Raw genomic sequence first — 18,243 nt, 5'->3', positions numbered from 1 at the left:
CACCCGCCCGTCGCCCCTCCTCCCCGGCTGACCCCCCCCGCCCCCCCCCCCCGCGGGGCCCGTGGCGCCGCCCGCGTGGGGGGCACCGCCGTGTCGTCGGGTCCCTACTTCCTGACCTGCCACTTCGGGCTCGCCGCGATCGCCTTCAACTGGTCGAGGGTGAGCAGGTCCTTGCCCTCGGTGGCGTCGACCTCGATGTACGTCCCGTCCGGGTGCAGCTCCGCGGCCCGCGTGTAGGGGAACTTCGGGTTGGACCCGCTGCCGGGCTCGTTCACGACGACCTTGGTGCCGTCGGGCAGGACGGTGGCGTCCTTGAGCTGCGAGGCGCGGCCCCGGTCCATCGACTGCTGGGTCTGCGGGTCGTCGAACGGGCGCGACCAGTTCGCGAGCCGGACGGAGATCGAGCCCTTGGCCCCGTCCGGACCGGTCAGCTGGTACATGTCCGTGACGAGGTGGGTGGTGCGGCTCTGGACCGCGAAGCCGGCGGGCAGCAGCCCGGCCAGGATCGCCTGCTTCTCGTCCGGCGTGACGCCCGGATCCTCGACCGCCGGGTCGATGCCGTTGTAGCGGACCGCCGCGACGGCCCTGTCCCAGACCTTGTCGGTGACGATCGCCTTGGCCTGCTCCAGGGTGATCGGCGGGTTGGGGCGGCTGTCGGGCGCGCCCTTCTCCTGCGCCGCGTTCCACTCGTTGAAGGAGACCTGGCCGCCGTCCGGGCGGCTCACCGTCGCCCACCACTCCTTGGTCGTGGCGCGGTGGTCCGGGTACTCGTAGCCCTGGGAGAGCATGAGCGTGGAGCCGTCCGGCAGCGTGGTGACGCTGCAGGAGTCCAGGTTGGCGAGCCTGAGGTCCGTCGGGCAGGAGCGCTGCTGCTCCTGGCCCTTGTAGAACTTCTGGACCGAGACGCTCATCAGGGACTTGCCCTGGCCGTCGTCGAAGACCAGCTGGGCGTACGGGGTCGTGCTCTTCTCGGTGCCCTCGCCCTTGGCCTCCGTCACCTCGCCCTTGGGCAGCAGCGCCTGGAAGGCGGCCAGCATCTCCTTGTCGGTGACGGGGGCGGCCGGCGCCGCCGCCTTGGTCGCGGCCGCGGTGGCGGCCGGGGTCGCGGTCAGGGGGGCGGCGCCCGCGCCGCTCGTCGCCGGGGCGGCCGCGGCCTCGGCCGGGGCGGCGACCGGGGAGCCGCCGGTGGCGCCGGAGAGGTAGAACGCGCCGGTGCCGACCAGGGCCAGCGCGGCGGCGCCGCTCACCACGGCGGCGGCGGACCGGCGGCGCCAGCGGCGGCGGCCGAGGTCCAGGCCGCCGGCCGCCAGGCCCGCGCGCTCGGAGCGGAAGGCCTCGCCGGTGCGGCTCATCGCGTAGAGCAGGTCGTCCTCGAACGTGTCCGGTTCGGACATGGTTGATCACCGTCTCTTCGGTTCGGATGTCGTCGGTCGGGTGTCGAACGGGGCTCAGCGGGTGGCCAGTTCGGCCAGGGAGTCGCCGAGCAGGGTGCGCAGCCGGGCCAGGGCCCGGGTCGTGCGGGTGCGGACCGCGCCGGAGGAGGCGCGCAGCACCTCGGCGGTCTCCTCGACGCTGCGGTCCTCCCAGTAGCGCAGGACCAGCACCGCCCGGTCCTTGGCCGGCATCCGGCCGAGCGCGTCGAGGAGGGTCAGCCGCAGCGTGCTGTCGGCCTCCCGGCCCTCGGGCTCGGGCAGGTCGCCGGTGGGGCGCTCGGTGCTGGAGCGGCGGCGCTGCTGGGCCAGGAAGGTCCGCACCATGACGGTGTGGACGTAGGCCGCCGGGTTGTCGATCCGGTGCCACCCGCCCGTCCAGGCGCTGCGCCGCCAGAGGACGTACATCCGGCCGAGGGCCTCCTGCACGAGGTCCTCGGCGTGGTGGGTGTCGCCGCTGGTCAGCAGGCAGGCCGAGCGGTACAGCTGACCGGTCCGGCTGGACACGAGCTCCAGGAACTCCGCGTCCTTGGCCTCCCGGCCCGCCCCGATCCGCCTCATCTGCGCTGTCCCCCATGGCTCGTGGTCGCTGACACCTCTTGGATGCGGCGACCGGCGCGGGATGTTACAGCCGGGTCGGGGCGACTTTGGGGGAGCACGGTCTGGGGGGCGGCTCCGTGAGGGTGGCCGGGCGGGGGCGGGCGGCCGGGTCAGCCGGCGGTGCGGCGCCGGTGGTCGCGCAGGACGACGCCGCCGCCGATCAGCAGCGCGACGAGCAGCGCGCCCGCGCCGAGCACGTAGGTCGCGGTGCGGCGGTCGCGGTCGGCCCGGGTCTCGCCGAGGCCGGCCGGGCGGGGCACGACCGGGACGGCGGCGAGGCGCACGGGCGCGTCCGGCGAGGCCTGCGCGGGCGGGTCGTCCGGGGCCTTGGTGACGGCCCGCACCGGGTCCACCACGCCCCAGCCGATGAAGCGGTTCGGGCCGTGCTCGGTGCGCTGCGCGGTCTGCTCGATCCAGGCCCGCACCTGGGCGGCGCTCCAGCCGGGGTGGGCGCCGATCAGCAGCGCGGCCAGCCCGGAGACGTACGGGGCGGCGAAGCTGGTGCCGCTGTCGGCGCACTGGCCGCCGCCCGGGACGGTGGAGAGCACGCCGACGCCGGGCGCGGCGACCTTCACGAAGTCGCCGTACTGGGAGAAGGAGGCGCGCTCGTCGTTGCGGTCGGAGGCGCCGACGGCGAGGACGGTGGGGAAGGCGCCCGGGTAGGTGTCGCCCTCCCGGCCGTCGTTGCCGGTGGAGGCGACCACCACGGCGCGGTTCGCCTCGGCGTACTCGACGGCGGTCTTCAGCTCGGCGTAGCCGGTGAAGCCGGTGGTGTCCGCGCCGCGGACGTCCTGCGAGATGTTGACGACGCGCGCGCCGGCCCGGACGGCCTGGGTGACGGCGGCGGCGAGGGTGGCGACGTCGCCGTTGCCCGCGCTGTCGTTCTGCCGGATCGACAGGATCCTCGCGCCCGGGGCGAGTCCGACGAAGCCGGTCCGGTCGGAGCGGGCGGCGGCGATGATGCCCGCCACCTTGGTGCCGTGGCCGACCTGGTCGTCCTTGCCGCCGCCCTCGACCCGCTTGCCGCTCTCCCGGTCGACCAGCAGGCTGCCGCCGTCCGCGACCCGGCCGGCCAGCTGCGGGTTGCGGTCGTCCACGCCGGTGTCGACGACCGCGACGGTGACGCCCTCGCCGGTCGTGCGGCCGTGCTGCCACAGTTCGTCGAGCAGCAGCCGCTGCAGCGCCCACGGCACGACCTGCACGTCGGGCGCGGGGGACGGGCAGTCCCCGGCGGCGGCCACGCCGGGGCCGTCGGCGCGCGCCGGGGCGGCGGCCGGACCGGCCAGCACCGCGAACGCGGCCAGGGCCGCGGCCGTCCTGCGGTACCCGCGTGCGGACACCCTGCCTCCCCTCACGTCGTCCGGCCGCACCCGCGCGCAGGGGCGGGCGCCCGGGATCCGGGCACCCGCCCCGCGCGTCCGTCCCTCCCGCCGGGAGGAGCGGTCAGGTCCAGGCGTTGGTGTTCTTGGTCTCGGTGGCGCGGTAGCCGTGCGCGGCGGACTCCAGCGCGGCCGCGATCTGCGCGCAGGCCTGCTGGAGGTCGGCGGCCTTGGCGTCCCACTTCGCCTGGTGGGCCCGGTAGCCCTGCTGGGCCGCGCCCTCCCAGCTCGCGGAGATCTTGGTGACGCCCTGCCTGAGCTCCTGCAGCAGGTGGTCGATCTGGGCGGCCGAGGCCTTGACCTGCTCGGCGGCGCTGTGGACGGCGTCGAAGTTGACGAGGATCCGGTCGGTCACGATGTCTCCCAATCGAGGATGCGGGCAGTTCGCGGTGCGGTGATCGGTGTCCGGCCCGGAAGGCGGGCCGGGGGCGGCGATCAGCCCTGGGCGCCGCTGAACTGCTGCTGCTGCTGGGCCTCGGTCTCCGCGTAGTACTTGGTCGTCAGCTCGATCGCGTCCTTGATCGCCTTCAGCGACCCGTTGAGGGCGTCGATGTCCTCGTTGAACCGGTGCTGGAGCGCCTTGTAGGCCTCGGCCGCCTGGCCTGCCCAGCCGGCACCGACGTGCTCCACCGTGTTGTTGAGCTTGGTGCGCTCCTGGCCGATCTTGCCGATGACCTCCTCGATGTGCCTCGCGAAAGCCTGCATCTCCTGCGCGGTCATCGTGAACTGGTTGGCACTCAATGCTCCACCGTCCCCCAACAGACAGACACTCCATGACCGACGGGCCGTCCGACCCGACGGGTCATCACCCCTGTGATGTCCAGGAGCACTGTAGTCGGCATACGCAGCTCACCCAACTCCGAACGGAGAGTAGTCATCGGACCGTGACAGCGGCCCCGGCGGGCCCACAACTCCCGCTGGGCACACGGCCGATCACGCGTTCTGCTGCTGCGCCGCGGCCTTCGCGCTGAGCGGCGGGCCGGCCGGCACCAGGTCCGACCACTCGCGGGGGACCGGCAGCGGCTGGACCCCCTGGTAGCCGAGGCGCGCCTGGTTGCCGCCGGGCTCGTCCGGCTGTTGCGGCGCCTCCGTCCGGTCCGGAGCCGCCGGGCCCGCCGTACTCGGCCGGGGCGGGGACGACGCGGGGGCACCGCCCCGGCCCGGTTGGGCTCCCGGCGGGGCCGACGGACCCCGGCCGCCGTCGCCGTTGGCGGGCACCGAGTAGCGCAGGCCCGTCTCGGTGATCAGGAAGTCGGTGCCGGAGCCGCCCGCGCCGTTGTCCGTCGCGCGGTAGAACAGCCCGTGGCCGGGCGTCACGTGGGCCGCACCCGCGCCGTTGTCGTACTGCGCCGGGTACTCCGGGCCCGCCCACACGCTGCGCTTCGGGGTGCGGCCGTCCTCGGCGACGCCGTCGAAGGTGCTGCACACGACGGTGCGCGCGTCCTGCCGGTCCTGCCGGTCGTTCACCGGCGCACCGGACTTGAGCGGCCAGTCGCCGTCCCCCGCGTTCGGCAGCGGGGTGGCCGTGCCGAAGCTCGCCTGGTCGGACGGGGTCATCTCGTCGTTGCGGGGCTGCTTGTCCGGGTCGTACCGGTACAGCATCTGGTACGCCGGGTTCTGCCGGATCAGCTCCGCCTGGAACGGCGTCACCAGGAACAGCCGGTCCCGGCCGACGACGTAGTTGCGGTCCCGGTAGTGCACCAGCCGGCCGATCCTGCGGTCGGCCTGGTTCTCCAGCGCCACCGTGGAGTTGGCGCCCTGGCTGTCCGCGGCCCCGTCGACCCGCGGGAAGACGACGGCGCTGCCGGGCAGCAGGGTGTCCAGCCACTCGCGCTTGACCGGCTGCGGCACCGCGTTCGGCCCGAAGACCGCGGTGATCAGCGACTTCCGCTCGCGGTCGTCCGCCTGCGGGGAACCGATCCGGTGCCGGCGGCCCTGCGCGTCGACCAGGTAGACCCCCGCGTCCCCCGGCCCGGCCCCGGCCGCGGCGGTGACCTGCTGGTCCGCCGCCTGCCGGACCAGCAGCAACTGGTCCGGCCCGAGCACCCGGCCCTTGGCGCCCAGCGTCGCGGCGTCCGCGCCCGCCGCCACGAACAGCGCCTGGTCGACGGTCTCCTGCCTCGCGTCCGAACCGGGGCGGTCGCACACCGACCACTTCATCGCCCGGCTCACGTTCTCCTTGCCGGGCAGCTTGTCCGGGGCGTACGGGATGCCGATCGTCGGACCGTGGTTCGGGTAGCGGTCGAGCACGTCGTCGTCGACGACCACCACCTTCGCGCCGGCCGGCAGCACCAGCCGCGCCGAGGACATGTTCAGCACCTGGTGCAGGCGCTTCGTCCGCCCGTCCGGGTCCGTCAGCACCACGTACCGGGTGGTCGACCCCTTGCCCTGGACCACGTTCCGCCCGTCGTCCCAGTGCAGCGGGGCGCTCGGGCGGAACACCCCCCACACCCCGAACCCGGCCACCACCACCGCCCCGACGACCAGACCCGGCAGCACCGCCCGCAGCGGACGCGGCGCGTCCTCTTCGCCGCCCCCGCCACCCGGCAGCAGGAAGGCGCCCACCATCCGCCTGCGGGCGAAGGTGTACGCGTTCAGCTCGTCCCGCCGCGATGCCATCCTCGTCGTCTCCCCTGTCCGACCGGCCCTGCCCCCGAGTCCGCCATCGCGGGCGAGAACGCGCTCGAACCCTCTACGATGCGGCAGCGGACGATGAGTACCGTACGGGCACGGTCCGTTGACGAGCCAGCGGCCTGTCAACCGAGCAGTGGGGGTCAGCCGGGGGATGCCAAGCCAGACCGCTCCGGGACGACGTGGCACGGCATCGGGCGGGCAGCCGCCCGCCGACGGCGGACGACCCGCCGCGGTCCGCGTCCACCCGTCGTCCGCACTGCCCGGCGGCCGCCGGCTGCTCCGTCGACTCGTGCTGGTCGAGGCCGCCCTGGCCCTCGTCGCGATCGGCTGGACGATCGGCCGGACGGCCACCGCCGTACTCGGCGCACTCGGCCTCGCCCTGGTCCTGGCCGGCCTCGTCCCGCTGCGCGGCCGGACCCTCCCGGAGCTCATCTCGGACCGATCCGCGCTCAGGTCCCGGCTCAGGGTGGCCAGTTCGACCCTGCCGCCGCCGGGCGCCGACCCGACGCTCGCCCCGGTGCTGGAACTCGAACCGGCCCTGCGCACGTACACCCACGCCGCCGAGGCCGACTTCGGCGGACGGACGGTGCGCCGCGAGACCGGCATGATCGGCGACGGCACCTACCTCGGCTCGGTGCTGCTGGTCCGGTCCAGGGACCGGCCGCTGCGCCCGGCGCGCGGCGACCGGCCGCTCCCGCTGGACGTCCTGTGCTCGGCGCTGCGGGTCGACGACATCACCCTGGAATCCGTCCAGCTGGTGCAGTACACCCAGCCCGCCCCCGCCCCGCACCTGCCCGGGCAGTCGCTCGCCGCCCGCGCCCACCGCGAGCTGCCCGGCGGCGCCACGACCCCCGCGCTGCGGCTCACCTGGGTGGCGCTCAAGCTCGACCCGGAGCGCGCCGCCACCGCCGTCCGGGCCCGCGGCGGCGGCGAGGAGGGCGCCCGCAGGGCGCTCCAGCGGGTGACCGACCAGCTCGCCGGGCGGCTCGACGGCGCCGGGTTCCGCGCGACGGTGCTGGACGAACGCGAGCTGATCACCGCCCTCGCCACCGCCGCGTGCGCCAACCCGCTCGCGGCGGCCGGGCTCCAGGGCAGCGGCGGCGGCACCGGCGCCACCCGCCGGACCCGGGAGGGCCGCCGCCACTGGCGGATCGACGACCGCTGGCACTGCACCTACTGGATCTCCCGCTGGCCCCGCCTCGGCCACCCCGGCGAGCCGCCCCTGCCCGAGCTGGTCAACCGGCTCACCGGCGCCCCCGCACTGGCCGGCACCCTCAGCCTCACCCTCGGGCACGCCAGCGGCGGCTCCGTCACCCTCGCCGGCCACCTGCGGCTGACCGGACGCGACGAGGCCGAACTCGCCGCCACCTGCCGCGAGGTGGAGTCCCGCGCCCGGGACGCCGGCCTCGGCCTGAGCCGGCTCGACCTGGAACAGGCGCCCGGCGTCCTCGCCACCCTGCCGCTGGGAGGAACCGCCTGATGGCCCACCCGACCCGTCCGCTCCCCGCCACCGCGCGGCCGCGCCCCCGGCCGCGGATCCTGCCCGGCTTCGGCCTCCGCGGCCCCCGCCGGGACAAGCACGTGCTGGCCGCCGCGGACCTGGGCGCGCTGGCCCTCCCCGTCGGCGACGACGGCGTGCCGATCGGCGTGGACGTCCAGGGCCGGCCCTCGGTGCTGGGGCTCTTCCGGCCCGGCGCCCACGACCTGGTGCTCGTCGGCGGCCTGTGGACGGCCCGGCTGATCGCCCTGCGGGCCGCCTCGACCGGCGCGCGCGTCGCGGTGGAGACCGCCCGCCCGCAGGCCTGGAGCGCGCTGGCGCGGGCCGCGGGCGGCGGGCAGCCCTGCGTGACCGTCCACCAGGCCGGCCGGCTCGGCCCGCAGGGCGCGTCCGTCACCTCGCCGGTGCTGGTGGTGCGCGACCTCACCGCCCGCCCGCCGCGCAGCCGGCTGTCCGCCACGCCCTGGCAGACCACGCTGACGGTGCTGCCGTGGCTGCTCCCGGAGGCCGCCCGGCTGGTCGGCGCCGCCGACCTCGTCGGGGTGCAGCGGGTCCAGCCGGAGGAGGCCGGGATCCTGCGGCACGCGCTGTCGCTGCCACCGGAGGACGTCGCCGCGCTGCCCGCCCTCGGCGACGACCTGACGCTCTGGACGACGCGGATGCACCGTCAGTACGTTCGGGCCGTGGCCGGGCAGGCGGAGCTGCAGCTCCTGGGCGCGCCGCGCCGGGTGGACCCGCCCGCCTGAGCCGTGCGGCCGACCGGCCGGGATCGGAGTCCGCCTACAACGACGTCGGCCGTACGGCCTAGTCTTGAGGCGGTAACGGCACCGCTGAACAAGCGGCGGCGAACACGAGGGAGCCCTAGTGAGCAGCGATCGGGACGGCGTCTACGTCGGCCACAACGCGGCGGAGGACGACGACGACTGGTCCGACGCCCCCGACTACACTCCCCCGTCCTGGTACGTGCGGACGGACGGCGCGGCGGGCCCGGCCGAGCCGGCGGCTCAGGGCGCCCCTGATCCGGAGGGCCCGGCCCAGGCCCAGGCCCAGGCCGTCGTGCCGCCGCCGGCTCCGGCTCCGGCCCCGCTGTCCTTCCCCGCTCCGGTGAGCGAGCCCGCACCCGCCCACGCGCACGCCCCCGTCGCCGAGCAGCCGCCCGCACCCGCCCCGATCCCGGTGGCCGCGCCCGGGCCGGCGCCCGCCCCGGCCGAGGCCCCGCACGCCGCCTTCCCCCCGCCGGCCCCGGTCCGGCACGAGCAGCCGCCGGCCGTCGCCCCGGGCTGGCCCCCGGCGGCCCCGGTCGCGCACCAGCAGCCTGGCCCGGCCGCGCCGCAGCCGTACGCGGACCCGCAGCCGTTCCCGGACCCGCAGGCCGCCATGCCGCCGGTGCAGCCCGGCCCGCCGGCCCCGCCGCCGTCGTTCGCGCAGCCGCCCGCAGCCCCGCAGGACCCGCAGGACCTGCAGGCCGCCGCGTGGGCCGCCCAGCAGGCCGCGGCCCAGGCGCAGCCCGTCCAGCCGCAGCAGCCCGTCCAGCCGCAGCCGCAGCCCGCACCGGCACAGCCCGCCCCGGCACAGCCCGCTCCGCCGACCGCGCCGGTCGACCCGCGCCAGGGCGGCTGGCCGCAACCCGCCGCCTACCAGCAGCCCGCCCCGCCGGCCCAGCCCGGCCCCGCGCAGCCCTGGCCGCAGCAGGCCGGCGCCCCGGCGCCCGCCGGGTTCCCGCAGGGCCCCGCCCCGCAGCAGGCCGCGCACGGCGCCCCGCTCGGCTACACGGCCGCCGTCGAGCTGTCCTCGGACCGCCTGCTGCGCAGCCAGCCCAAGCAGCAGCGCCAGCAGCCGCGGTTCCAGTTCGGCGGCAAGGCCGCGGCGGCCGAGAAGGGCCGCAAGCTGGAGATCATCCGCACGCCGGTGATGAGCTGCTACAAGATCGCCGTGATCAGCCTCAAGGGCGGCGTCGGCAAGACCACGACCACCACCGCGCTCGGTGCGACGCTGGCCAGCGAGCGCCAGGACAAGGTGATCGCGATCGACGCCAACCCGGACGCCGGCACCCTCGGCCGCCGGGTCAAGCGCCAGACCGGCGCGACCATCCGCGACCTGGTGACGGCCATCCCGCACCTGCGCAGCTACATGGACATCCGTCAGTTCACCTCGCAGGACCTGCACTCGGGCCTGGAGATCCTGGCGAACGACGTCGACCCGGCCGTCTCGACCACCTTCAACGACTCGGACTACCGCCAGGTCATCGACGTGCTGGGCCGCCAGTACCCGATCATCCTGACCGACTCCGGCACCGGCCTGCTGTACAGCGCGATGCGCGGGGTGCTCGACCTGGCCGACCAGCTGATCATCGTCTCGACGCCCAGCGTGGACGGTGCCTCCAGCGCCTCCACCACGCTCGACTGGCTCTCCGCGCACGGCTACGCGGACCTCGTCCAGCGCAGCATCACGGTGGTCTCCGGGGTGCGCGAGACCGCCAAGCTGATCAAGGTCGAGGACATCGTGGCGCACTTCCGGACGCGCTGCCGCGGCGTCATCGTGGTGCCGTTCGACGAGAGCCTGGCGGCCGGCGCCGAGGTCGACCTCGACATGATGCGCCCCAAGGTCCGCGAGGCGTACTTCGAGCTGGCCACCCTGGTCGGCGAGGACATCATCCGGGCCCAGCAGGCCGCCCAGCAGCAGGGCGGCTGGCAGCAACAGGCCCAGCAGCAGGCGCCGCAGCAGCCGTACGCGCAGCAGCAGCCCGGCCAGCCGCAGCCCTACCAGGCCCCCGCCCAGCCGTATCCGGCACCGGCCGCCCAGCCGGCCCCGGGCACGCCGTGGGCGCCGCAGCCCGGCCAGACCCCGCCGCCGGGGACCTACGGCTACCCGCAGCCCGGCCAGACCCCGCCGCCGGGGACCTACGGCTACCCGCAGCCGGGCCAGACGCCGCCCCCCGCCGGGTACGGCTACCCGCAGCCCCACCCCGGCGGCGCGCAGCCGCCCGCGCCGGCGTGGCCCCAGCCCGCCGCCCCGCACCCGGCCCCGCCGGCGGAGCCGGACGGGTACCAGCCGCCCCCCGGCTACGGCTACCCGCCGCAGCCCCCGCAGTGACGCCGAAGGGCCCGCCGACCAGGTCGGCGGGCCCTTCTCGCACAGGCCGGGCCCTACGCACGGGCCGGGCCCTACGCACGGGCCGGGTCTTTCGTACCGGCCGGGCGGCGCGGCTCAGGCGCCGTCGGTCAGCTCGCGGGCCTGCTTGACGTCGTCGGCCATGCGGACCAGCAGCGCCTCGATCGAGTCGAACTTCTCCATCCCGCGCAGGTACGCCAGGAAGTCGACGGCCACGTGCAGCCCGTACAGGTCCAGGCCGACCCGGTCGATGGCGTACGCCTCGACGGTGCGCGCCGTGCCGTCGAACGTCGGGTTGGTGCCCACCGAGATCGCGGCCGGCATCCTCTCGCCGTCGGCGGTCAGCCAGCCCGCGTACACGCCGTCGGCCGGGATCGCGCTGTGCGCCACCGTCTCCACGTTGGCGGTCGGGTAGCCGAGCTCACGCCCGCGCTGCGCCCCGCGCACCACGACGCCCTCGACCCGGTGCGGACGGCCGAGCACCTCGCCGGCCCCGGCCATGTCGCCCGTCTCGACCAGGCGGCGGGTCAGCGTGGACGAGAACGGCTCGCCCGCGCCGGCCGCACCGCTCACCTGGAGGTCGACCACCTCGACGTCGAACCCGGCCGCCCGGCCCAGCTCGGTGAGCAGCGCCACGTCACCGGCGGCCCGGTGCCCGAACCGGAAGTTGGGGCCCTCGATGACGACGCGCGCGTGCAGCGCGTCCACCAGCACCTGCCGGACGAACGTCTCCGGCGACTCCTGCGACAGCTCCGGGGTGAACGGCAGCACCAGCACGGCGTCCACGCCGAGGCCCGCGATCAGCTCGGCGCGCCGGGCCTGCGGGGCGAGCAGCGCGGGGTGGCTGCCCGGGCGGATGACCTCGCGCGGGTGCGGGTCGAACGTGACGACGACGGACGGGACGCCGAGCTCGCGGGCCCGCTCGACCGCCCGTCCGATGATCAGCTGATGTCCGCGGTGCACCCCGTCGAACGAGCCGATGGTGACGACGCTGCGTCCCCAGTCACCGGGGATCTCCTCCAGGCCACGCCAGCGCTGCACCCTGACCGCTCCTTGTTCCCTACGGCGCGTACCTTCTGTACGCTCAAACGCTCAAAACCCGAACCCCTATAGCGTGCCATGCGCCTGCCCCTGCTCAGGCACCGGAATGCGGGTTGAGCGCACCACACGTTCGAACGGTGCCCGCTCCGCCTCCGCGGCGGCGTACTGCGGGTCCCGCCCGGCCGTCACCAGGGCCCGCATCCGGGCCAGCCGGGGGCCGTCCGGCGGAGTCGGGGCGGCGTCCTGCGGCCACTGCGCCAGCAGCTGGGCGAACGCCGCCGAACGGCCCGCGCAGCGCACCAGCAGGTCGTCCGCGGCCGGCAGCCCGGGGGTCGCCCGGGCCAGCACCGCACGGGCGCGGGCCGGCTTCTCGGCCGCGCAGTGGTCGGCCAGCCGCTCGACGGCGGCGGTCAGCACCGCCGGGTCGTTCTCGGCGGCCAGCAGGGTGTCGAGCAGCTCGCAGCGCAGCGCGTCGGCGGCCGGATCGGCCACCGGCACCGACAGCACCTCGGCGAACGGCTGCCGGACCGCCGCCGCCCGCGCGGCCAGCGCACCGCCCAGCAGCAGCCGCAGCTCCAGCCGGGCGGCCGGGCCCGTGACGGCGGCGCGCTCCAGCCGGCGGCCCAGGTAGTCGGCGGCGACCGGCCCGGCCAGCGCGGGGCGCTCCCGCAGCAGCCGGGCGGCCAGCTCGGCGCCCCGCCGGGTGGCGACCGGGGCGCCGGCGTCGGCGAGCACCCGCAGGGTCTCGGCGACGGGCGCGCGCGGCTCCGCCAGGCGGTCGGCGAGCGCGGCCAGGACCGGCTCCGGGTCGCTCTCCAGGGCCGGGGCCAGCGCCCGCGGGGTCAGGAACCCGTCGGTGCCCGCCCGGTGGAGCTCCAGCGCGGCCGGGAGGTACCCGGCCCGGCTCCGCGGATCGCCGACCAGAAGCGCCAGCGCGGCGCCGTGCAGCGCGGGTTCGTCCTCGCGGGCGAGCAGGGCCAGCGCGGTGTGGTGCAGCAGCTCGGGCCCGGCCCCGGACGCGTGCGGGGCGACGCGCAGCGCGTGCACGGCGGCGGCGACGTGCCGCTCGGGCCGCCGGTCGTGGCTCCAGCGGTCCACCGCGCGGCACAGCGCCGACGGCTCCTCGGCGGCGAGCACGGTGAGCAGCGCGTCCGCCCCGGGGTGGGCGGCGTCGGCCAGCGCGTCGGCCAGCTCGTCCAGGGCGAGCCTGCGGTGGGCGTGGAGCAGGTCGTGGGTGAGGTCCGCGACGGACCTGCCGGGGGCACCGGGCAGGCCGCGCCGGTCGTCGAACCACGCGCAGAGCAGCGGGAACACGGCCGCCGGGTCCGCGCGCAGCCGCCCGGCGACCGCCGCGAGGAACGGCTGCCCGGGACCGTCCGCGACCACCAGGCGCCGCAGCAGGGCGAGTTCGTCCTCGACGGACAGCCCGAGCCCGGTCCAGAACGCCGCGCCGAACCGGCCCAGCCCGTCCGCCGGGAGCGCGTCGAACCCGCCGTCCCGCACGGCGCGCTCGGCGATCCGGCCGGCCAACTGCTCCAGCAGCGCGCGGTGTTCGGCGACGTCCGGACTGGCCGCCAGCCCGGCCGCGAGCAGCCGGCCCGCCCACCAGGCCGGTTCGCCGCCCGGTGGGCGCAGGTCCAGCGCCCGCCACAGCCGGTGCAGCCACGGGTCGAGGGCCGGCGCGCCCCACGTGTCGGCCACCCGGCGCAGCGCCGCCGCCACCGGGCCGATCCGGTGCCGGGCCACCGCGCGCGCCCCGGCCGCCGGGCGGGCGTCCTCGTCCTCCCGGTCCTCCCGGTCCTCCCCGAGCAGCAGCCGCAGCGCCGCGTCCAGGTCGAGGTGCAGTCCCTGCAGCCAGTCCCCGAACTCCCCGTGCGCGAACCGGACCCCGGGCCCGGCCGGCACGAACAGGCCCTCCGCGAGCACCGCCCCCGCCCAGCCGCCCGCCACCGGGAACAGCTCCTCGAACCCGGCCCGGTCCAGCCCGCCCTGGTCCGCGCCGAGCATCCGCCGGGCCGCCTCGTGCACCCGCCCGGCCACCGCCGCGGCCGTCCGCCGCACCCGCCCGGCGGACGGCCCGGCCGGGCGCACCGCGCCCTTGCGGTGCGCCCCGGGGCGGCGCGTCCGGCCCTCGCCGGCCGGCCACAGCGCCAGCTGCTGCGCCACCCGCAGGCAGCGCAGGTCGAGGTACGCGCCGAACAGTTCGCCCCGGTCCGCGGGCTCCCCCGCCAGCTCCAGCGCCCACAGCTCGCCGGCCAGTCGCACCGCCAGCGGGTGCCGCGCGTCGGCGGCGCCCGGCCGGCCCGGCGGCAGCCCGTACCGGCGCCGGACGCGCGCCGCCGCCTCGGCCGGCAGCGGCCCGAGGCGGTGCACGGCGAGGCTGGGCGGCGCCGGGCGGACCACCCGTACGGTCGGGGCGCTGGCCAGGTCGCCGTTCGCGGCCTCCTGGTGCGCTTCATCGCGGTGCCGGTCGTCGGCGGGGCCGTCGTCGCCCGGCTCGCTCCACTCCCCCGCGGCCGGGGTCTGCCAGTTCTCCTCCCCGCACGCCGTCAGCAGCCGGGCCCCGCAGCCCGTCAGCCACTCCCCCGCGGCCCGCAGCCAGGCCGCGCCCGGCGCCACGGGGGCCTCCTCCGGCCCGTCCAGGACGACCAGCAGCGGCCGCCCCGCCGCCGCGCACAGGGCTGCGACGGGCTCCGGCGCGGGCGCCGCGACGCCCAGTTCGGCCGCCGCCCCGGCCAGTGCCCGCTCCAGCGGCTCGGCGAGCGACCGGTCCCCGGCCCGCAGGTCCGCGCCGCGCAGCCAGAGCGTGGGCAGCGGGCGGGCGCCGTCGGTGCGGCGCACGGCGAGGGCGGCGAGCTCGGTGCTGCGACCGCTGCCCGGCGCGCCGACGAGGACGGTGACGGTGGCCGTCGGCGCGGCCCCGGCGAGGCCGTCCGGCCGGTCGACCCGGTCGGCGGCGAGCCCGGCCACCCGGCCGGGACCGGCCCCGGCGGAGCCCAGCTGGACGCCGGCCAGCCGCAGCACCCCGGCGAGGTTGAGCGCGGGCCCGTACGCGGGCACCGCCGCCGCGTTGCGCGCCGTCAGCCCGGCCAGCTCCGGCGCGGGCGCCACCCCGCCGGCGGCCGGCACCGCCGGCAGCGCGCCGCCGTGCCACGGACCGCCCAGCGCGGGCGCGGCGAGCCCGACCACCGCGCCGCTGCGGGCGTCCAGCACCGGCGACCCGGCCGGCACGGCGACGCCCCCGACCACGGGGACGTCGAGCAGCAGCACCCCGCGCAGCAGGTGGACGCGGTCCGGCGCCGCGTACCCCGCGCCCGTCACCCCGAGCACGCCGCAGCGCAGGCCCACCACCCGTCCGTCCTCGCCGGCGAGCGCGGGCAGCAGCACCTGGCACCCGGCCCCCGCGGCGGCGACCGGCAGCGGCGGCACCGGCAGGCCGCCGACCGCGTCGGTGCGCAGCAGCGCCAGCCCGTGCCCCGGCAGCGGCAGCACGCTGTCCGGGCCGAGCACCCGGGTCTGCCCGCCGGGGGTGTGCAGCACCACCCGGTCCAGGCCCGCGACGCACTCGTGGGAGGTCAGCACGGTGCCCTGCGGGTCGGCGACGAACCCTAAGCCGTGCAGCCGCCCGTTGAGGTCGCGGATCCGCAGCAGGTACCGCCCCGGATCGCCCGCCGTGTCGCCGTCCAGGAATCCCGGCATGCGCCTGTCCTCCCCCGTGAAAGCGTCCCTCGTCCGACGCCCGGAGACCTGCCCGTCCCGGGGACGGCCCGACCGCCCACGCGCCGCTCACCACCGGCTTTCACCTCGCGCGCTCCCACGGACGAATGAACCCCCGCCGGAAGGCTCCGACGGGGGTTTCGGTTCGAGAAGGGGGCGTCAGCCGACGAACACCGCCACGGGCTTCGCCTGCCCGCCCTGCTCCTCGACCAGCGCGAGGAAGCGCCCGTCCGGCCCGAACACGGCGATCGGCCCGTCCACGCCCATGCCGGGCGCCTTGAGCCGGGCGCCGTGCGACAGCTTCTCGGCCTGCGGGGCGTCGAGGTCCCAGCGCGGGAAGGCGGCCGCCGCCGCGTCCGCGATCGGCATGACCTCCAGCCCCGCGGCGGCCTCGCCGGTGACCGCGGCCTCCAACTGCTCCAGGGTCCGTGCCGACTCCACCGAGTACGGCCCCACCTTGGTGCGCCGCAGCGCGGTCAGGTGCCCGCCGACGCCGAGCCCGGCGCCGAGGTCCCGGGCCAGCGCCCGGATGTAGGTGCCGGAGGAGCACTCGACGGTCACGTCCAGATCGATCACCGGCGTGCCGTCCTCGGCGACCGCGGCGCGCTGGTCGTGCACGGTGAAGGAGTGGATCGTCGTCGGCCGGGCCGCGAGCTCGAACTCCTCGCCCTCGCGCACGCGCGCGTACGACCGCTTGCCGTCGATCTTGATCGCGCTGACCTTGGACGGCACCTGCATGATCTCGCCGGTCAGCGCCGCGATCCCGGTGTCGATCGCCGCCCGCTCCACCCCGTCCGCCGGGGTGGAGGAGGTGACCTCGCCCTCCCGGTCGTCGGTGATCGTGGTCTGGCCGAGGCGGATCGTCGCCTCGTACGTCTTGGCGGTGAGCATCAGGTGGCCGAGCAGCCGGGTGGCCCGCTCGACTCCGATCACCAGCACGCCGGTGGCCATCGGGTCGAGCGTGCCGGCGTGGCCGACCTTCCGCGTCCCGGCCAGCCACCGCAGCTTGGCGACCACCCCGTGCGAGGTGATGCCCTCCGGCTTGTCGACGATCACCAGGCCGTCGGGGCCGGTGCCTTTGCGCTTCATCGGGTTCTTTCTCTCAAACAACGGTCACAGCATGATCACACGCGGGACGTTCAGCGCATCGGCCGCAGGGCGTCCCGGAACCGCCCGACCACGGCGGTCACGTCCGCCCGGGCGCTGAACCCGGCCGCGTAGACGTGCCCCCCGCCGCCGAGTTCGGCGCAGGCCGCGGCGACGTCCACGGCGCCCTTGGAGCGCGAGGAGCCGCGCAGCGTCCCGTCCGGGTCCTGCTTGAGCACCAGCGCCACCTCGGCCTCGGCCGGGCGGCGCAGGATGTCGATGAGCCCCTCGATCTCCTCGATCGTGACGCTGAACAGCACGAGGTCCTGGTAGGGCACCCAGGTCCACACGAGTCCCAGTCCGCCCGCGGCGTCCGGCTCGTAGACCGCCCGGTCGAGGGCGCCCGCGAGCACCTTGAGGTAGCCGAAGGAGGAGGTGTCCCACAGCTGCCGGGAGATCAGGTCGTGCCGGATGCCGGTGGCCAGCAGCCGCCCGGCGAGTTCGTGGGTGGCGGGCGTGGTGGCCCGGTACTTGAACGAGCCGGTGTCGGTGGCGACGCCGGTGTAGAGGCAGGCGGCCAGGTCCTGGTCGAGCTCGACGCCGAGCCGCCGCAGCAGTTCGTCGACCAGCACGGCGGTGGCCGGCGCGGTCGGGTCGATCAGCTGGTGGGTGCCGAAGCCCGGGTTGGAGGCGTGGTGGTCGAGGACCACCAGCACGGGCGCGGCGAAGGCCTTGGCGTGCAGCAGGCCGAGCCGGCTCTCGGCGGCCACGTCGAAGCAGAGCACCAGCTCGGGGGTGTCCGGCACCTCGGCGGCCGGCACGATCAGCTCCTGGCCGGGCAGGAACGCGAGCGACTCGGGCACCACCTGCGGATCGTCGCCGAAGGAGACCCGCACGTCGTGACCGAGCCCGCGCAGCGCCAGCCCCGCCGCCAGGGCGGAGCCCAGGGCGTCGCCGTCCGGGCAGATGTGGCAGATCAGGTCGATCGTGCGGGCCCGCCCGATCTCGGCCACCACGGCCTGCCAGACCAGCTCGAAGCCGCTCTCCTCGGCCCGCGGCCCGGGGAGCACCGGCCCCTGGAGCGCGGAGCCCGCGAGCGCCGACCCCGGAAGCACCGCGAGGGCACCCTCCACCGCGCTGGTGGAGGACGCCCCCGTGGTCGAACCGGCCGCCGAACCGGCCTGCGCCGGCTCACCCGTCATGACTACTCGTCCTCGTCGTCACGCTCGGACGCCGGGACCTTGTACGGGTCCGCGTCGCCGGCGTAGGTCGCGCCCGCGGCCTGCGTGCGCACGGCCGCGTCGGAGTTGCGGGCCCGGTCGAGCAGGTCGTCGATGTTCCGGGCGTTCTCCGGCAGGGCGTCCGCGACGAAGGTCAGCGACGGGGTGAAGCGCACCCCGGTCTGCTTGCCGACCTCCGAGCGGAGCACGCCCTTGGCGCTCTCCAGCGCGGCCGCGGTGGCCTCGCGCTCGGTGTCGTCACCGAAGACGGTGTAGAAGACGGTGGCCTCGCGCAGGTCCCCGGTCACCCGGGTGTCGGTGATGGTCACGAACCCGAGCCTCGGGTCCTTGATCCGCCGCTCCAGGGTCTGGGCGACGACCACCTGGATGCGGTCGGCGAGCTTGCGCGCCCTTGCGGTGTCGGTCACGTTGCCTCCTCGTGCATTGGGCCCGGTACCCGGGCGAGCTGCCTGCCCGTCGGGGCCCACGCCCCAAAGTACCGGCCCGCGCCCGGCCTTGCGGGCGCT

General features: G+C 76.7%; 14 protein-coding genes. 3 read left to right on the top strand and 11 right to left on the bottom strand.

Annotation, left to right across the window (positions count from 1 at the left end):
* Positions 1-104 precede the first annotated feature (104 nt).
* The 6 genes from ACFXDE_RS33035 to eccB all read right to left on the bottom strand — a co-directional run bounded on the left by ACFXDE_RS33035 (position 105) and on the right by eccB (position 6,028).
* Positions 105-1,394, bottom strand: a complete 1,290-nt coding sequence (locus ACFXDE_RS33035) for a hypothetical protein (protein ID WP_380498221.1) — start codon at positions 1,392-1,394, stop codon at positions 105-107.
* 54 nt (positions 1,395-1,448) lie between these two features.
* A complete protein-coding gene (locus ACFXDE_RS33030; RefSeq protein WP_380437562.1) occupies positions 1,449-1,991 on the bottom strand; it encodes a SigE family RNA polymerase sigma factor in 543 nt (180 codons plus the stop codon).
* A gap of 149 nt (positions 1,992-2,140) precedes the next feature.
* Complete coding sequence (gene mycP, locus ACFXDE_RS33025; RefSeq protein ID WP_380498220.1) at positions 2,141-3,370, bottom strand: type VII secretion-associated serine protease mycosin; 1,230 nt, start codon at positions 3,368-3,370, stop codon at positions 2,141-2,143.
* A 103-nt stretch (positions 3,371-3,473) separates the two neighbouring features.
* Complete coding sequence (locus tag ACFXDE_RS33020; RefSeq protein ID WP_380498219.1) at positions 3,474-3,764, bottom strand: WXG100 family type VII secretion target; 291 nt, start codon at positions 3,762-3,764, stop codon at positions 3,474-3,476.
* Positions 3,765-3,844: 80 nt separating this feature from the next.
* On the bottom strand, positions 3,845-4,150 hold the full coding sequence (locus tag ACFXDE_RS33015; RefSeq protein WP_380437556.1) for a WXG100 family type VII secretion target: 306 nt from the start codon (positions 4,148-4,150) through the stop codon (positions 3,845-3,847).
* 192 nt (positions 4,151-4,342) lie between these two features.
* A complete protein-coding gene (gene eccB, locus ACFXDE_RS33010; protein ID WP_380498218.1) occupies positions 4,343-6,028 on the bottom strand; it encodes a type VII secretion protein EccB in 1,686 nt (561 codons plus the stop codon).
* Between the two features lie 166 nt (positions 6,029-6,194).
* Here eccB and eccE point away from each other — a divergent pair, with 166 nt between their 5' ends.
* The 3 genes from eccE (at position 6,195) to ACFXDE_RS32995 (ending at position 10,634) form a co-directional block, all read left to right on the top strand.
* Complete coding sequence (gene eccE / locus ACFXDE_RS33005) at positions 6,195-7,523, top strand: type VII secretion protein EccE (protein ID WP_380498217.1); 1,329 nt, start codon at positions 6,195-6,197, stop codon at positions 7,521-7,523.
* On the top strand, positions 7,523-8,287 hold the full coding sequence (locus ACFXDE_RS33000) for a hypothetical protein (protein WP_380498216.1): 765 nt from the start codon (positions 7,523-7,525) through the stop codon (positions 8,285-8,287). Before eccE ends, ACFXDE_RS33000 begins: the two co-directional genes overlap by 1 nt.
* A 118-nt stretch (positions 8,288-8,405) precedes the next feature.
* Positions 8,406-10,634: a MinD/ParA family protein gene (locus tag ACFXDE_RS32995; RefSeq protein ID WP_380498215.1), complete on the top strand. Its 2,229-nt coding sequence runs from the start codon at positions 8,406-8,408 to the stop codon at positions 10,632-10,634.
* Between the two features lie 114 nt (positions 10,635-10,748).
* On the opposite strand, the gene ACFXDE_RS32990 is transcribed toward ACFXDE_RS32995, so the two are convergent.
* The 5 genes from ACFXDE_RS32990 to rbfA all read right to left on the bottom strand — a co-directional run bounded on the left by ACFXDE_RS32990 (position 10,749) and on the right by rbfA (position 18,144).
* Positions 10,749-11,693: a bifunctional riboflavin kinase/FAD synthetase gene (locus ACFXDE_RS32990; RefSeq protein ID WP_380437546.1), complete on the bottom strand. Its 945-nt coding sequence runs from the start codon at positions 11,691-11,693 to the stop codon at positions 10,749-10,751.
* A 66-nt stretch (positions 11,694-11,759) separates the two neighbouring features.
* On the bottom strand, positions 11,760-15,392 hold the full coding sequence (locus ACFXDE_RS32985) for a serine protease (protein WP_380498214.1): 3,633 nt from the start codon (positions 15,390-15,392) through the stop codon (positions 11,760-11,762).
* Positions 15,393-15,569: 177 nt separating this feature from the next.
* Complete coding sequence (gene truB, locus ACFXDE_RS32980) at positions 15,570-16,499, bottom strand: tRNA pseudouridine(55) synthase TruB (protein ID WP_380498213.1); 930 nt, start codon at positions 16,497-16,499, stop codon at positions 15,570-15,572.
* A 50-nt stretch (positions 16,500-16,549) separates the two neighbouring features.
* Positions 16,550-17,698: a bifunctional oligoribonuclease/PAP phosphatase NrnA gene (locus ACFXDE_RS32975; RefSeq protein ID WP_380498212.1), complete on the bottom strand. Its 1,149-nt coding sequence runs from the start codon at positions 17,696-17,698 to the stop codon at positions 16,550-16,552.
* 2 nt (positions 17,699-17,700) lie between these two features.
* Positions 17,701-18,144, bottom strand: coding sequence for a 30S ribosome-binding factor RbfA (gene rbfA, locus ACFXDE_RS32970; RefSeq protein ID WP_380498211.1), 444 nt, complete (start codon positions 18,142-18,144; stop codon positions 17,701-17,703).
* Positions 18,145-18,243 lie beyond the last annotated feature (99 nt).

Source organism: Kitasatospora sp. NPDC059408 (genome assembly GCF_042751525.1).
GTDB lineage: Bacteria > Actinomycetota > Actinomycetes > Streptomycetales > Streptomycetaceae > Kitasatospora.
Note: the sequence above shows the minus strand (reverse complement) of the source record. Positions and strands in the feature narration are given on the sequence as shown.